This is a genomic window from Actinomarinicola tropica, assembly GCF_009650215.1.
In the GTDB taxonomy this organism is placed as follows: domain Bacteria; phylum Actinomycetota; class Acidimicrobiia; order Acidimicrobiales; family SKKL01; genus Actinomarinicola; species Actinomarinicola tropica.
Genome location: NZ_CP045851.1, coordinates 120,990 through 135,622, shown reverse-complemented (window position 1 = coordinate 135,622; position 14,633 = coordinate 120,990). Strand labels below are relative to the sequence as shown.

The 14,633-nt window shown below is 73.1% G+C and carries 17 protein-coding genes; 11 read left to right on the top strand and 6 right to left on the bottom strand.

Features of this window, described 5'->3' with window-relative positions:
* The first annotated feature begins 37 nt into the window (after positions 1-37).
* Complete coding sequence (locus tag GH723_RS00630) at positions 38-502, top strand: RNA polymerase sigma factor (RefSeq protein ID WP_153757839.1); 465 nt, start codon at positions 38-40, stop codon at positions 500-502.
* Positions 495-1,724 (top strand): hypothetical protein, encoded by a 1,230-nt coding sequence (locus GH723_RS00625; protein WP_153757838.1) that lies wholly within the window; start codon positions 495-497, stop codon positions 1,722-1,724. The genes GH723_RS00630 and GH723_RS00625 overlap by 8 nt, the downstream gene beginning before the upstream one ends.
* A gap of 109 nt (positions 1,725-1,833) precedes the next feature.
* Here GH723_RS00625 and GH723_RS00620 read toward each other — a convergent pair whose 3' ends face one another.
* From GH723_RS00620 to GH723_RS00610, 3 genes are all read right to left on the bottom strand, one after another.
* Positions 1,834-2,649, bottom strand: a complete 816-nt coding sequence (locus GH723_RS00620) for an SDR family NAD(P)-dependent oxidoreductase (protein WP_267471354.1) — start codon at positions 2,647-2,649, stop codon at positions 1,834-1,836.
* A gap of 150 nt (positions 2,650-2,799) precedes the next feature.
* Positions 2,800-4,902, bottom strand: coding sequence for a S9 family peptidase (locus GH723_RS00615; RefSeq protein WP_229022939.1), 2,103 nt, complete (start codon positions 4,900-4,902; stop codon positions 2,800-2,802).
* 25 nt (positions 4,903-4,927) lie between these two features.
* A complete protein-coding gene (locus tag GH723_RS00610; RefSeq protein WP_153757836.1) occupies positions 4,928-5,947 on the bottom strand; it encodes a cyclase family protein in 1,020 nt (339 codons plus the stop codon).
* 26 nt (positions 5,948-5,973) lie between these two features.
* Between GH723_RS00610 and GH723_RS00605 the strand changes: the two genes are divergently transcribed.
* Positions 5,974-6,363 carry an ATP-binding protein gene (locus tag GH723_RS00605; protein ID WP_153757835.1) on the top strand — a complete coding sequence of 130 codons (390 nt, stop codon included), beginning with the start codon at positions 5,974-5,976 and terminating at the stop codon, positions 6,361-6,363.
* A 24-nt stretch (positions 6,364-6,387) separates the two neighbouring features.
* Here the strand turns inward: GH723_RS00605 and dut are convergent, their stop codons facing one another.
* The gene (gene dut / locus GH723_RS00600; RefSeq protein ID WP_153757834.1) at positions 6,388-6,828 is read right to left on the bottom strand and encodes a dUTP diphosphatase; all 441 of its coding nucleotides are present in this window, start codon (positions 6,826-6,828) and stop codon (positions 6,388-6,390) included.
* Positions 6,829-6,860: 32 nt separating this feature from the next.
* Between dut and orn the strand changes: the two genes are divergently transcribed.
* Together orn and GH723_RS00590 are read left to right on the top strand one after the other, a co-directional pair.
* Complete coding sequence (gene orn, locus GH723_RS00595) at positions 6,861-7,451, top strand: oligoribonuclease (RefSeq protein ID WP_153757833.1); 591 nt, start codon at positions 6,861-6,863, stop codon at positions 7,449-7,451.
* A 10-nt stretch (positions 7,452-7,461) separates the two neighbouring features.
* Positions 7,462-8,664, top strand: coding sequence for an MBL fold metallo-hydrolase (locus GH723_RS00590; protein ID WP_153757832.1), 1,203 nt, complete (start codon positions 7,462-7,464; stop codon positions 8,662-8,664).
* A gap of 21 nt (positions 8,665-8,685) precedes the next feature.
* Here GH723_RS00590 and GH723_RS00585 read toward each other — a convergent pair whose 3' ends face one another.
* Positions 8,686-9,483 (bottom strand): acyl-[acyl-carrier-protein] thioesterase, encoded by a 798-nt coding sequence (locus GH723_RS00585; RefSeq protein ID WP_195210434.1) that lies wholly within the window; start codon positions 9,481-9,483, stop codon positions 8,686-8,688.
* Positions 9,484-9,600: 117 nt separating this feature from the next.
* On the opposite strand from GH723_RS00585, the gene GH723_RS00580 reads away from it, so the two are divergent.
* From GH723_RS00580 to GH723_RS00555, 6 genes are all read left to right on the top strand, one after another.
* Complete coding sequence (locus GH723_RS00580; protein WP_153757830.1) at positions 9,601-9,801, top strand: hypothetical protein; 201 nt, start codon at positions 9,601-9,603, stop codon at positions 9,799-9,801.
* Between the two features lie 196 nt (positions 9,802-9,997).
* A complete protein-coding gene (locus GH723_RS00575; RefSeq protein ID WP_153757829.1) occupies positions 9,998-10,354 on the top strand; it encodes a WhiB family transcriptional regulator in 357 nt (118 codons plus the stop codon).
* 177 nt (positions 10,355-10,531) lie between these two features.
* On the top strand, positions 10,532-11,344 hold the full coding sequence (locus GH723_RS00570) for a nucleotidyltransferase domain-containing protein (protein ID WP_153757828.1): 813 nt from the start codon (positions 10,532-10,534) through the stop codon (positions 11,342-11,344).
* Positions 11,345-11,370: 26 nt separating this feature from the next.
* On the top strand, positions 11,371-11,997 hold the full coding sequence (locus tag GH723_RS00565) for a TlpA family protein disulfide reductase (RefSeq protein WP_153757827.1): 627 nt from the start codon (positions 11,371-11,373) through the stop codon (positions 11,995-11,997).
* 10 nt (positions 11,998-12,007) lie between these two features.
* A complete protein-coding gene (locus GH723_RS00560; RefSeq protein ID WP_153757826.1) occupies positions 12,008-12,877 on the top strand; it encodes a cytochrome c biogenesis CcdA family protein in 870 nt (289 codons plus the stop codon).
* A gap of 27 nt (positions 12,878-12,904) precedes the next feature.
* Complete coding sequence (locus tag GH723_RS00555; protein WP_153757825.1) at positions 12,905-13,843, top strand: LLM class F420-dependent oxidoreductase; 939 nt, start codon at positions 12,905-12,907, stop codon at positions 13,841-13,843.
* A 102-nt stretch (positions 13,844-13,945) separates the two neighbouring features.
* Here GH723_RS00555 and pdxH read toward each other — a convergent pair whose 3' ends face one another.
* Positions 13,946-14,623, bottom strand: coding sequence for a pyridoxamine 5'-phosphate oxidase (pdxH, locus tag GH723_RS00550; protein WP_153757824.1), 678 nt, complete (start codon positions 14,621-14,623; stop codon positions 13,946-13,948).
* Positions 14,624-14,633 lie beyond the last annotated feature (10 nt).

The following is a 14,633-nucleotide window of genomic DNA, read 5'->3' as shown; positions in this document are numbered from 1 at the left end:
ACCGGAACCCCCAGCGGTCTAGAAGGGTGTGGGGCGGATGACCGTGGCGGATGCCGACTACGTGAGCTTCTTCGAGGAGGCCGAACCCCGCCTGCGGCGCGCCCTCGTCGCCCTGCGCGGGCCGGAGGACGGCATCGACGCCACCGCGGAGGCGCTGGCCTGGGCGTGGCAGACCTGGCCCCGCGTCACCGAGATGGCCAACCCGGTCGGCTACCTCTTCCGGGTCGGGCAGTCCCGGTCACGCAGCCGCCGCCAAGGGTTCCTGCCGGCCCGGGCGACCACCGGAGCCGACGGGCTCTACGTCGAGCCGGCCCTCACCCCGGCGCTCGCCGAGCTGTCGGAGACGCAGCGGACCGTCGTCGTCCTCGTCCACGGCTGCGAGTGGACCTACACCGAGGTCGCCGAGGCCCTGCGCATCAGCAAGAGCAGCGTGGGCACGCACCTGGCCCGTGGCATGGCGCGCCTGCGCCGCCACCTCGACGTGGAGCTGGACGATGCCTGAGCTCGACGACCTCATCCGCGACTGGACCGACAGAGCCAACCAGGGCGTCGAGCCCGTCGAGCTCGACGCCGTGCTCGCCCGCGCGCCCATCAGCGGCGCGCCTCCGGCGGCCGTCCGCGCCTCTCGCCGCACCCGGGCCCTGGCCGGCCTCACCGCCGCGGCCGTGGTCCTCGCCGCGATCCTCGTCGTGACGGTGCTGGTGGGCGACGACGAGCAGGGGGTCGCCACCGACCCCGACTCCATGGCTCCCCACGAGCCATCGCCCTACGACCTGTTCCCACCGGGCGCCGAGGTCACCGCCTCGCGACCCCACGAGTCCGACACGCGCACCACGTGGCAGAGCACCCTGGGGGTCGACGTCGACGAGGTGGAGCTGATCCTGCGGTGGGTGCCTCCTGATGGCGGGGCGGGCAACGAGCTCGTGGCCGTCAGCCCCGTCGAGCCCGACGCCGTCTGGACGGCGGTCGACGCCGATCCGCAAGGTGCCGGCCACGGCGCCGACGAGGTGCACCGCGGGGTGCGGATGCGGCGCTGGGACATCCCCACGTCGGACGACGCTCGCTCGACGCCGATCGGCGGCTCGCGCACGCAGGCGGTCGCGGTCGTCGACGACGTCCTCCTCGTCGGCGACGACCCGGCGCTCGTGCGTGCCGCCCTCGACCGGCACCTCGACGAGGCGCGGTCGATCGGCCGTTCGCCGGGCTTCGCCGAGCTGCTGCCCCAGGCGGCCTCCCCCGCGTTGGCCGACGTCTACGCCACACCCGCCGAGGACGACCGCTGGTACGCGGCGTACGTGTTCCACCGCTCGGCGGAGCGAGAGGGGGGCGGCATGCTCACGGTGTCGGCCCTGGTCGCGCCGGGTCACGATCCGGAGGCGGTGGCCGAGCGGCTCGAGTCGGCGTTCGCCACCGACGAGATGACCCTCGGCTCGATGACCGGCACCGTCCGGCTCGATGGCCGCGTGGTGCGCGTCGATGGCCAGGGAGGCGCCGCAGAGGGCTGGCTCTCCTACGTGCTCCTCTCCGGCGACGGCGCCCAGGACGACTGGGGGTGGCTGTGGGCGGCCGGCATCGGCGCCGCCCTCGGCGTCCTCGTCGTCCTGACGTGGGGATCGCACGTCCGCGACGTCGAATCCAACGTCGACGTCCAGGTGGCGATGATGCGCACCGGCTACCAGAACCAGAGCGACACCGGCGGCTTCGGCGGCTTCGGCTCGACCTGAGCGTGACGGCGTGTGGGGGCCTCCCGCAGTTCTTGGTACGGATCGCGACGCCGACGGTCGCGGGACGTACCGAGAACTGCGACGCTCGGTGCCGCGGCAGGTCGACGTCCTACGGCGTGTGCCGGCCCTCGACCACGTCGTCGCCGTAGAGCGCCCGGGCGATCGGGGTCCAGTCTGGCCCCCTCCGCAGGTGCTGGCCGCCGTCGACCGACAGCGACACGCCGGTGACCCAGCCGGACTCCGGCCCGCACAGGTACCGCACCGCGGCGGCGACGTCGTCGACCACGCCCGTGCGGCGGACCGGCATCTGCTCGAGGTAGTCGTCGAGGACCGCATCGGTGGCGAACAGGCCGGCGGAGATCTCGGTGTCGACCAGGCCCGGGCACACCGAGCTCACCCGCACGCCTGCCTGGCCCAGCTCGTCGGCCGTCGTGCGCACCAGCATGTCGAGCCCGGCCTTCGAGACCGCGTAGGCGCCGCCGTGGCGGTGGGTGCGCAGGCCGGCGATCGACGAGATCGCGCACATCGCCCCGCCACCGGAGCGGGCGATCGCCGCGCCGGCGTGCTTCAGGGTGAGGAACGCGCCGGTGAGGTTCGTGTCGAGCACCTTCCGCCACTCCGACAGCGGCGTGGCGATCACCGGCGCCAGCGTGCCGACCCCGGCCGCGGCCACCGCGAGGTGCAGCCCGCCCTCCGGCTCCGCCGCGGCGCCGACCGAGGAGCGCACAGCGTCCTCGTCGACCACGTCGACCGACCGCCACCCCAGGTGCGCACCCTCGGCGACATCGCCCGACAGCGACTCCACCGCGGCGTCGAGCTTCTCCGGGGACCGGCCGACGATCGTCACCGACGCCCCGTCCCTCAGGAAGGCTCGGGCGCAGGCCATGCCGATCCCGCTCCCTCCCCCCGTCACGTACGCACCCATCCCCGACAACGGCAGTCCCTGGCTCCCCATGGCCTCGCATCCTGTCAGGGTTCGGCTGACGGCTGTCGCGGCTCTGTGCAGCGTAAGGAACGAGGGGTGTTCTCGGAGCCGCACAGAGCGCAGGAGCGGGCCAGCGCAGGAGCGGACGGGTCAGGTGAGCTGGTCGATGAGGAACGCGAGCACGAACGCCTCGTCGCGCCAGGCGTCGTAGCGGCCCGACGGGCCCTGGTGGCCGGCGCCCATCTCGGTCTTCAGCAGGATCGGCCGGTCACCGGTGGTCGTCTCGCGCAGGCGGGCGACCCACTTGGCCGGCTCCCAGTACGACACCCGGGGGTCGTTCAGCCCGGCGGTCACGAGCATGGCCGGGTGCGACACCGCCTCGACGTTCTCGTACGGGGCGTAGGACTTCATGTAGTCGTACACCTCGGGCGACTCGAGCGGGTTGCCCCACTCCTCCCACTCCGTGACCGTCAGCGGCAGGCTCGGGTCGAGGATCGTGTTGAGCGCGTCGACGAACGGCACCTCGGCGATCACCGCGCCGAACAGGTCCGGCGCCAGGTTCACCACCGCGCCCATCAGCAGCCCGCCGGCGGACCCGCCACGGATGCCGAGCTGCGCCGGCGTCGTCCAACCCTCGTCCACCAGGTGCCGGGCGCAAGCGACGAAGTCGGTGAACGTGTTGCGCTTGGCCAGCTCCTTGCCGTCGAGGTACCAGCGCCGCCCCATCTCGCCCCCGCCGCGGATGTGGGCGATGGCGAACGCGAACCCCCGGTCGAGCAGCGACAGGCGGGCCGACGAGAAGCCCGGGTCCATGCTCGCCTCGTAGGAGCCGTAGCCGTAGAGGAGCGCGGGCCCGGGCACGTCGCGGGGCCGGTCGCGGCGGGCGACGATCGAGATCGGCACCTGCGTGCCGTCGTCGGCGGTGGCCCACAGCCGCTCGGTGACGTAGTCGTCGGGGTCGTAGCCGCCGAGCACCGGCTGCTGCTTGCGGAGCACCCTCTCGCCGGTGACGAGGTCGACGTCGAACACCGACGACGGGGTGACCATCGACGTGTAGCCGTAGCGCAGGACGGTCGTGTCGTACTCGGCGTTGCCGCCACCCCCGACGGTCGACACCTCCTCGGGCTGCTCGAGGCGGTACTCGTGACCGTCGGACACCCGCAGCACCCGGATCTGGCGCAGGCCACCGCGGCGCTCGTGGACGACCAGGTGGTCGGCGTAGGGGTCGACGCCGCCGAGCTTGACCTCCGGGTCGTGGGGGATCAGCACCTCCCAGTTCGCCCGACCCGGCGTGGCATCCGGGGCGGTGCGCAGCTCGAAGTTCTCGGCGCCGTCGGCGTTCGTGAGGATCACGAACCGGTCGCCCTGGTGCTCGACCGAGTACTCCACCCCGTGCTCACGCGGCTCGACGACCGCGAACTCGCCGGTCAGGTCGTCACCGGGCAGGACCCACACCTCGTCGGTCACCTTCGACCCCAGGTGGAGCACCACGTAGCGGTCGTCCTTCGTGCGGCCGAGCCCGAGGAAGAAGTGCTCGTCGTCCTCCTGGTGGACGAGCACGTCGTCGTCGACCGGCGAGCCGAGGACGTGGCGCCACAGCTGGTAGGGCCGCTGCGCGGCGTCGGCCTTCACGTAGAGGAGCACGCTGCCGTCGTCGGACCACGCCGTGCCGTAGGTGACCTCGGGGATCTCGTCGGGCAGGTCGGCGCCACCCTCGAGGTCCCGGATGCGCAGCGTGTAGCGCTCGGAACCGTCGTGGTCGGTGCTGTAGGCGAGCAGGCGGTGGTCCGGGCTGACGTCGAACGCCCCGAGGGCGAAGTAGTCGCTCGTGCCGGCGAGGATGTTCTCGTCGAGCAGCACCTGCTCGTCCGGCGCCGTGATGCCGGGCTCGATCGTCGGCGGGGCCTCGTCGAGGGTCAGCCGCTCGCCTCGGGCCGGCACCCGGCAGTGGACGGCGTACTGGCTGCCCTCGGTCGTGCGGGCGAAGTACCACCACGGACCGGAGCGCACCGGCACCGTCAGGTCGGTCTCCTGCACCCGCCCCTTGATCTCCTCGAAGAGCTGCTCACGCAGCTCGGACAGGTGGGACGTGGCCGCCTCGGTGTGGGCGTTCTCGGCCTCGAGGTGGGCGACGACCGCCGGATCGTCCTTCTCGCGCAGCCAAGAGTAGGGATCGACCACGGTGTCGCCGTGGTGGGTGCGCTCGACGGGGCGGGGCTCGGGACGGGGCGGCGTGGGGATCGGGTCGGTCACGCCCCTGAGGCTACGGCTGCCTGCCTCAGCGGAGGACGAGGGCGTTGGGCGGGCTCGCCACGCCGTGGCGCAGGTTGAGCGGCGCCGAGGTGAAGAAGCCCTCGTAGGTGCCCTCGGCGGCGCAGTCGTCGGCCAGGGCGTCGAGCTCGAACATCTCGCCGATCGGCAGGCCGAGCAGGGGCAGGATCCGCTGGTGGACGAACAGCTCCGGCCGGCGGGACATGTCGCCCCGGATCTCCTCGAGCTCCTCGGCCGAGTGCAGCGCGCCCGGGGGCCACACCTCGAGCGACGGGTTGTCGGCGGCCACCGCGCTGACGTGCAGGTCCCACAGCACCTCGGCGGTGCGCTCCTCGGGGTGCAGGCCAGGGCTCTCGTGGCCGGCGCCCATGGCGGCTCGGACGTCGAGGTCCTGCTGGTGGTACCAGCCGAGCCACCCGGTGCGGACGAGCAGCACGTCGCCCACCTCGACCTCGGTGCCCTGGGCCGCGAGCGTGGCGACCAGCTCGTCGGCGGTGACCGGGTCCGGCGCGTCCTGGCGGATCGGTCGGCCCTCGGACTCCCGCCACCGGGCCACGTCGGCGAGCACCGCCCGACCGGCGAGCCCCCGCTCGGCCCAGGCGTCGATGCCGTGGAAGCCCTCCGGGTGACCGCCGTACCAGCCGTGCACCGGGTGGCGAACGTGGCGGAAGCCGTCCCACTGGGACGAGCCCTGGGTGTTCCACCCGTGCAGGACGTCGTCGTGGCTCGGGCCGTCGTCCTTGCCGGTGACCTCGTGGCGCATCGGCGCCCGTCCGAACAGCGGCGGGTCCGGCGTGGCGAGGTCGGCGTTCAGCGAGAACACCAGGCCGCGCTGCACGAGCCCCGACGCCGCGAGCGCCCGCTCCGGCGTCAGCAGGTTGAGGCAGCCGAGGCGGTCCTCGCTGCCCCACAGCCCCCACGACGATCCGGCGGGCGCGCCGTCGACCACCGGCAGCTCGCGGTAGCTCGGCAGCGCGCTCTCGGCCGACGGCACCGGCCCCCGCTCGTCCCCCCACGGTGTCCCCATGCGCCCGAACTCTAGGCTGGGCGCCGATGACCGACGTGGCGTCCGACGCCGACCAGATCCGACTCTCGCTGCCGGCTCGCCACGAGTACGCCCGCATCGCCCGCATCGCCGTGACCGCGCTGTGCCTGCGCCTCGGCTTCTCCTACCGCGAGGTGGAGGACCTCCGCCTCGCCGTCGACGAGACGCTGATCTTCCTCCTCGGCTCCACCCACCCGGGCGAGCGGGTGACGATCCGGTTCGCCTCGGCACCCGGACACGTCGAGCTGCGGGCCACCGCGGAGTTCGACGACGTCCGCACCGACGCGTCGCGTGACCGGTTCGAGACCCTCGTCGCCGACCTCGTCGACAGCTGGTCGATCTCCGACGACGACCGCACGGTCACCGTCGCCAAGGCGCACCGCACCCCCGCCGACTGAACCACCAGGGACCGACGCCGGTCGCTACCGGCCGCTGTGGCCGAACCCGCCGACGCCGCGCTCGGAGTCCGCCGGGAGCTCGGCCACCGGGAGCCACCCGACCTCCTCGACCTTCTGCACGACGAGCTGGGCGACGCGGTGGCCCCGCACGACGTGGAAGTCCGCAGCGGGATCGGTGTTGAGCAGCACGACCTGCAGCTCGCCCCGGTAGCCCGAGTCGATGAGCCCCGGCGTGTTGGCCAGCGTGAGCCCGTGGCGCAGCGCCGTGCCGCTGCGCGGCAGCAGGAACCCGGCATAGCCACGAGGGATCGCCACCGCGACGCCCGTCGGCATGAGCAGCCGGCCGCCGCCGGCGGGGACGATGCCGTCCTCGCGCGCCAGCAGGTCGAGGCCGGCGTCGCCGTCGCGTGCGTAGGACGGCACCGGGAGCTCCGGATCGAGTCGCTGGATCGGCACCTCGAGCATCCCCGGCACGCTAGCTGCGTAGCATCGGCCCGATGCTCGCCTGGATGGACCTCGAGATGACCGGCCTCGATCCCTCGCGCCACGTGATCGTCGAGATCGCGACGCTCCTGACCGACGACGACCTCGAGATCATCGCCGAGGGGCCCGACCTCGTCGTCCACGCCACCGAGGCCGAGCTCGCCGAGATGGACGACTTCGTCCGCAACATGCACACCCGCTCGGGCCTGCTGCCGCAGATCACGGCGTCGACGACGTCGCTCGAGGAGGCCGGTCGCCAGACCCTCGAGTTCCTGAAGGCCCACATCGCCGAGCCCCGCAGCGTGCCCCTGTGCGGCAACTCGATCGGCACCGACCGCCGCTTCCTCGCCGTCCACCTCCCCGAGATCGAGGAGTTCCTCCACTACCGGTCGGTCGACGTCTCGACGATCAAGGAGCTCGGCCGGCGATGGAACCCCTCGAAGGTGAAGGGCTCGCCGGAGAAGAACACGACGCACCGGGCGCTCGACGACATCCGGGAGTCGATCGCCGAGCTCCGCTACTACCGCGAGCACCTGTTCGTGGCCGCGGAGACCGTGCCGGTCAACGTCGGCGACGAGGGTGGGGCGGACGCCGTCCCCGAATAGAGTTCACGGAATGAGGGGGGAGCAGGACCCGCACGAACAGGGGCACTCGCACGCCCACGGGCCGTCCGCAGGGCTGCGCGAGGAGCGCCGGCCGCCCCAGCCCGACGCCGTCGAGGTGGCACCGGGCGTCCTGCGCCTCCAGCTCGAGATCTCGCTCCCGGGCCTCGGCCACGTCAACTGCTACGCCATGACCGACGAGAAGGGCATCACCCTCGTCGACCCCGGCCTCCCCGGACCGACCGCGCTGCGGGACCTCACCCGGCGCCTCCGCCGAGCGGACCTGCCCATCGAGCGGGTCCACACCGTCGTCGTCACCCACTCGCACCCCGACCACTTCGGCCAGGCCGGCGTGCTGCGCGAGCGTCACGGCGCCCGGGTGATCACCCACCGCAACTTCCGGACCTGGTTCGACCCCGACGAGGAGCCGGAGGAGATCAGCACCGACGACATCGGCGCCGAGCCGATCGCGACGAACGCCCGCGTCGCCACGTCGGAGGAGTCCGCCGGCCGGGGTGGCGGCGGGCGCGGACCGTGGTCGGGGAACATGCCGTGGGGCACGACGACCAGCGCCGACCACGCCGCGTCGCGCGGCCGCCGGCGCGGCGGCGGGCCCGGACGGCCGCCGCTGCGTCGCCGCCTCCAGTACATGCTGATGAAGCGCTCGGGTGGCCTGCTCGGCATGGTCCCCCGCCCGACCGACCGGGTCGAGGACGCCGACCACCTCGAGCTCGGCGGCCGCCGCTGGGTGGCCATGCACACCCCCGGCCACACCAACGACCACCTCTGCCTGTTCGACCCCGACGCCGGGGTGCTCATCTCGGGGGACCACGTCCTCCCGACGATCACCCCGCACATCTCGGGCACCGGAGTGATCGTCGACCCGCTCGCCGAGTTCTTCCGCTCGCTCGAGCGGGTCGGGGAGCTCGACGGCGTGCGGACGGTGCTCCCGGCGCACGGGCTCGAGTTCCACGACCTCGCCGGTCGGGCCGAGGCGATCACCCGCCACCACCAGGAGCGCCTGCAGCTCCTGCGCGACGCGTCCGCCGACCTCGGGTGGGCCACCGTCCCGCAGTACTCGACCTACCTGTTCCAGGAGCGCTCGTACGGCCAGATGGCCGACAGCGAGACCTACGCCCACCTCGAGCACCTGCGCCTCACCGGTGAGGCCGAGGTGCGCGACGACGGGCCGGAGCTGCTCTACAAGGTCGGCTGAGCGGCCGCCCTGCCTGGCGGCTCAGGCCGGCAGCGGCAGCACCCGGGCGCTGGTGTAGACGGTGCGGTGGTCGGCGGCGTCGACCAGCCAGAGGGACAACCCACCGCCTTCGTGATCCTGCGCCAGCCGCACGACCTCGTGCCCCCGCTCGATCGGCGCCCGGTACTCGATCTCGGCCCGCACCGGGGCCCGGAGGTGACGCCGCGGCGCACGCGCCTCCTCGACGGCGGCCCACGACACGGCGTTGTTCACGTGGTCGAGGACGTCGAAGTCGCTGAAGCGCAGCGGCCAGGCCTCGGGTTCGATCCCGTCTGCGGGCGGGTCGCCGTGGCGGAGCTTGGCCCGGACCTTCCGGCCGCCGGCAGCCTCGGCGTACAGCTCGTGGAACTGCGGGGGCAGCTTCAGCGGTCGCCCCGTGTCCATGTCGAGGTGCACCCACAGCGTCGCCAGCTCGATCTCGGCGCCCTCCGCACCGCGCACCTGCACGCGGCGCTCCGCCCACCGGCTGCCGATGCCGCCGCAGAACGTGGTCAGCTCGAGCTCCTCGCGGAAGCGGGCCTCGGTGTGCACCTCGACGACGGTGCGCCGGACCACCCATGCCATGTCGTCCTCGAGTCCGGCGTCGACGGTGTCGTCGTTCGACACGTCCTGGGCGAACCGAGCGAGCGCGTCGAACCGCAGGCGGCCGTTCGGGCTGACGTCGCCGAGCCGCACCTTGCGCCGCCCCGTGAACGCCCGGCCGACGGCCGGGAGGGGCACGCAGCCGTCGTCGGGATCGGGGTCGTCGAGGGCCGGGGCGAGGCGCTGGTCCGAGATCATCGCAACAGTGTCGCAACAAATCTGTTGACGCCGATCCCACATGGTGGTTCGCTGACCCTCTGCGCGGCGGAGACGCGCACCACTCGACGGGCCACCGCCCACGAAAGGACCATCCCGATGAAGCTGCTCGACGCCACCACGGCAGGCCGCATGGCCCTCGCCGGCGTCGCGCGCCCGGCGATGGACCAGTTCGGCGGCGGTGCCGGCACGTACCCGTGCGAGTGGCGTCCTCGCGTGTCGACCTTCGGTGCCCCGACCGTGAACCTCACCGACGCCATCTCGCACAAGGCCTGGCGGCCGAAGGAGCCCTCACCCTGAGCACGCTCAGCGATGAGAAGCACTCCGAACGGCCGTCGGGACATCCCGGCGGCCGTTCTGCTTTTCACCGTCGGAGTCGCACCGCCCCTGACGATCACCTGACCCAGCCCCCGACACCCATCCGCCGACTCCCAGCCCCTCGACTCCCGACCGCCACGACCACGTACACACGCCACACACACCCTGGGGACCCCGCATGTTGACCGAACCCGACGTCGAACGATTGCCCACCCTCGCCGCCGAGCCGGCGGACTGGTGGGACGCCGCGAGCTGCCGCGTGGACGACACGGCCTCGCTGTCGCACCTCTTCTTCTCCGAGGAGCTGCAGGACATCGCTCGAGCCAAGACCATCTGCTCGAGCTGCCCCGTGATCGCTCCCTGCCTGGAGGGTGCGCTCGAGCGGCGTGAGCCGTGGGGCGTGTGGGGCGGCCAGCTGTTCCTGAACGGCCGGATCCTGGCGCAGAAGCGGCGCCGGGGACGACCGCCCAAGAACCCTCGTCCCGAGGACCAGCTGCCGGTCGTCCCCATCCCTGAGCACCTCCGGACCGCCTAGCGGCCGGAAGGACCGCTCAGAACGCGGCGGTCGGGCCTCGACGCACCTCTCCCCCCTGGAGCGTCGGGACCCGACCGTCGACAGGTCACCGGACGGCGGGCCGGAGCGACTGCCCGGAGGCATGAACCTCCGACGAGCGAGCTCCGGCCCGCCGCCGGGCGAACCACACTGGAGGCGATGAGCCGCCTCCCCGACACGGTGCGCCCGGTGGTCGAGCGCTTCGTCCGCCTGACCGCCGAGCACGTCCCCGACCTCGTCGAGGGCGTGCACCTCGTCGGCTCGACCGCCCTCGACGACCACCGCGACGGCGTGAGCGACGTCGACGCCGTGGTGGTCGTGCACCGGCGGCCGTCGACCGTCGACCTCGACGGGCTGCGGCTCGTCCACCGGCAGCTCGACCCGCCGCGCCCGTTCGACGCCATCTACGTCCTCCGCTCGGACCTGGCGGCGGACCCGTCGCAGGCCGACACCGTGCCGTTCGCCCACGAGGGCGAGGTGCACGCCGACGGCGCCTTCGAGGCCAACCCCGCCACCTGGCTGACGCTGCGGGACCACCCCCTCACCGTCCACGGCGTCCCGCTCACGCGCGACGAGGTCTGGTGCGACCCCGCCGTCGTGCGCCGGTGGTGCCGGGAGAACCTCGACGGCTACTGGACCGAGCTCCTCCAGCTCTGGCGAGCCGTCGGCGCCGACATGCCCGACGACCAGCTCACCTCGCCCTACGGCCTGGCCTGGGGCGTGCTCGGTCCGCTGCGCCTGCTGTTCACGATCGACACCCTGACGACGACCTCGAAGTCGGGGGCGGGGCGATGGGCGCGCGACCGGGTCGCTCCCCACCTCGGCCCCGTCGTCGACATGGCGCTCGCCGTGCGGTCGGGCCAGCCCGTCGTCCCGTACGCCCCGCCGCCCCAGGTGTGGTCCGACGGCGCCGACCTGATCGAGTGGGTCATCGGTCACGCCGCTTCGCTCCCACCGAACGCGCAGCGGTAGCGTCGGGCCCGTCACAGGAGGTCGCGGTGCCAGGCACAGAGCCCACCGAACGCCCCGCGCAGGGCGAACGCACCGTCGTCGGCATGCCCGTGCGCGTGCTCGTCGTCGGGACCCTGATCGCGGCCATCGTGGCCGTCGCCGCCGGCGCCCTGGTCGCGCTGACGCTCGACGACGAGGACGACGAGCCCGAGGGCGTCATCGAGCTGCAGGACGAGGAGGCGGTCGATCCCGCCGGCGCCGGCGTCGTCGGTGCGCCACTGGCCCTGGCGTACGAGTCGTTCGATGGGGAGTCGCTCAACACCGCCGGCTACCTCGGCCAGCCGCTCGTCCTCAACTTCTTCGCCGAGTGGTGCGCGCCGTGCGTCCGGGAGATGCCGGCCTTCGAGGAGGTCCACCAGGAGGTGGGCGACTCCGTGGCCTTCCTCGGGCTCAGCATCGATCGGGTCGCGTCGGACGGCCAGGCGCTCGTCGACTCCACCGGGATCACCTACGACGTCGGCCGCGACGCGACCGGCGACGCGCTCGGCGACCTCGGCGGCACCGGCATGCCGACCACGGTGTTCGTCGACGAGGCGGGCACCGTCGTCGAGGTCCACTCCGGCGAGCTGACCGCCGACGACCTGCGCGCCCGGCTCGACGAGCACTTCGGCTGAGGCGGGGACGATGATCGACGCCGAGCTGGCCTACGCCTTCACGCTCGGGATGGTCGCCGCGGTCAACCCGTGCGGGTTCGCCATGCTGCCCGCGTACCTCTCGTACTTCCTCGGGCTCGATGGCGCGCCGCAGGACTCCCGGGCGTCGGCCCCGCGGGCGATCGGCGTGGCGCTGTCGGTCACCGCCGGGTTCGTCGTCGTCTTCGGCGTGATCGGCCTGGCGATCACCCAGCTGTCGCTGTCGATCTTCGACGCCCTGCCGTGGGTGACGATGATCATCGGTGCCGGCCTCGTGGTGCTCGGCATCGCCATGCTGCGGGGGTTCCAGCTGTCGCTGCGGCTCCCCAAGGTCCAGATGGGCACGGGCGGCCGCGAGCTGTCGTCGATGTTCCTCTTCGGGATCAGCTACGCCCTGGTGTCGCTGTCGTGCACGATCGGGCTGTTCCTCCCGGTCATCGCCCCCACCGTGCGCTCCAACAACCTGGTCGCCGGCGTGGCGGGGTTCGTCATGTACGCGGTCGGGATGGGCCTCGTGCTCTCCGCCATCACCGTCGCCCTCGCCCTCGCGAAGGGCGGGCTGGTGCGCAACCTGCGTCGGGCGCAGCCCCACATCAACAAGGTCTCGGGGGCCCTGCTCGTCCTCGCCGGCACCTACCTCGCCTACTACGGCTACTGGGCGGTCCGGGTCCTCGACGATCCGACGAACCCGCCGCCGTCGGGCCCGGTGGACCTGGTCACCGGCCTCAGCAACGACATCCGCCACTGGATCACCGACATCGGCCCGGAGCGGATCGGCGTGGTCCTCGGCGCTGCCGTCGCCATCGCCGTCGTGCTCGCCGTCGGGCTCCGCCGGCCCACACCCCGCGCACCCGAGAGCTGAGCGACCGGCGCCGGTACCCTCCGACGCATGGACCTCCGCATCTTCACCGAACCGCAGCAGGGCGCCACCTACTCCCAGCTCCTGGCCGTGGCGAGGGCCACCGAGGACCTCGGCTTCGACGCCTTCTTCCGGTCCGACCACTACCTGAAGATGGGCGGGGTCTCCGGCCTGCCCGGCCCGACCGACGCATGGCTCACCCTCGCCGCGCTCGCCCGCGACACCGAGCGCGTCCGCCTCGGCACCCTCGTGACCGCGATGACCTTCCGCCTGCCCGGGCCGCTCGCGATCTCCGTCGCCCAGGTCGACGAGATGAGCGGCGGGCGGGTCGAGCTCGGCCTCGGCACCGGGTGGTACGAGGACGAGCACCGGGCCTACGGCATCCCCTTCCCGCCCCTCGGTGAGCGCTTCGACCGCTTCGAGGAGCAGCTCGCCGCCATCACCGGGCTGTGGGACACCCCCGAGGGCGGGACCTTCTCGATGGACGGCCGCTTCTACGCCTTCACCGACTCACCTGCGCTGCCCAAGCCCGTGCAGTCCCCGCACCCACCGATCATCATCGGCGGTGGCGGGCCGCGGCGGACCCCGGCGCTCGCCGCCCGCTACGCCGACGAGTTCAACCTGCCGTTCGCGCCGCTCGACGGTTTCGTCCAGCAGAAGGGCCGGGTCGAGGAGGCCTGCCGGAGCATCGACCGCGACCCTGCGTCGATGCGCTTCTCCGCGGCGCTCGTCGTCTGCTGCGGCGCCGACGAGCGCGAGGTGTCCCACCGGGCCGGCCGCATCGGTCGTGAACCCGACGAGCTGCGGGCCAACGGCGCCGCCGGGACGCCCGACGAGGTGCTCGCCACGCTGCGCCGGTGGGCCGACGCCGGTGCCTCCCGCATCTACCTGCAGGTCCTCGACCTCGACGACCTCGACCACCTGTCGCTCCTCGCCGAGCGGGTCCTCCCCGAGGTCGCCGACCTCTAGCCCACCGTTCCGTTCGGTTCTCGGTACCCGCGACGACCAGATGCGTCGCGATCCGTACCAAGAACGGCCGGAGAGCGAGCGCGCGGCGACGGGGGCGCGCGGCTACGGGGCGCGGCGCTCGATCCGCCAGCGGCCGACGCGCACCTCCGAACCCGGCTCGGGCGCGGGCTCGCCGTCGGCCGGCACGTAGACCAGCCGGTCGTGCAGCCGGCTCCCCCGGCCCTGCCACAGCTCGATCGCCACCGGCACCACGCGCAGGCCGCCCCAGTTCGGCGGGCGCGGGATGGGGTCGACGCCGTCGAAGCGGGCGGTGGCCTCGGCGACGTAGCGGTCGAGCTCGGCCCGGTCGGCGATCGGGTGGCTCTGGGGCGATGCCCACGCGCCGATCTGGCTGCCCCGGGGCCGGGTCGCGAAGTAGGCGTCGGACTCGGCGGGCTCGAGGTGCTCGACGTGGCCCTCGACCCGCACCTGGCGGGACAGCTCGAGCCACACGAACGTCAGCGCGGCCCAGGGGTTCACCGCGACCTCGCGTCCCTTGCGGCTGTCGTAGTTCGTGAACACGACGAAGCCGCCGCCGGAGATGTCCTTCAGCAGCACGGCGCGGGCCGACGGTCGGCCCCGGACGTCGGCGGTCGAGAGCACGACGGCGGTCGGCTCGGCGGTGCCCGACGCCTGGGCGTCCTCCATCCACCGGACGAACTGGGCGAACGGGTCAGGGTCGAGGTCCGACGGCTCCATGCCGACCGTCTCGTACTCGCGCCGCTGCCGGGAGAGGTCCATCTCCGCAGTG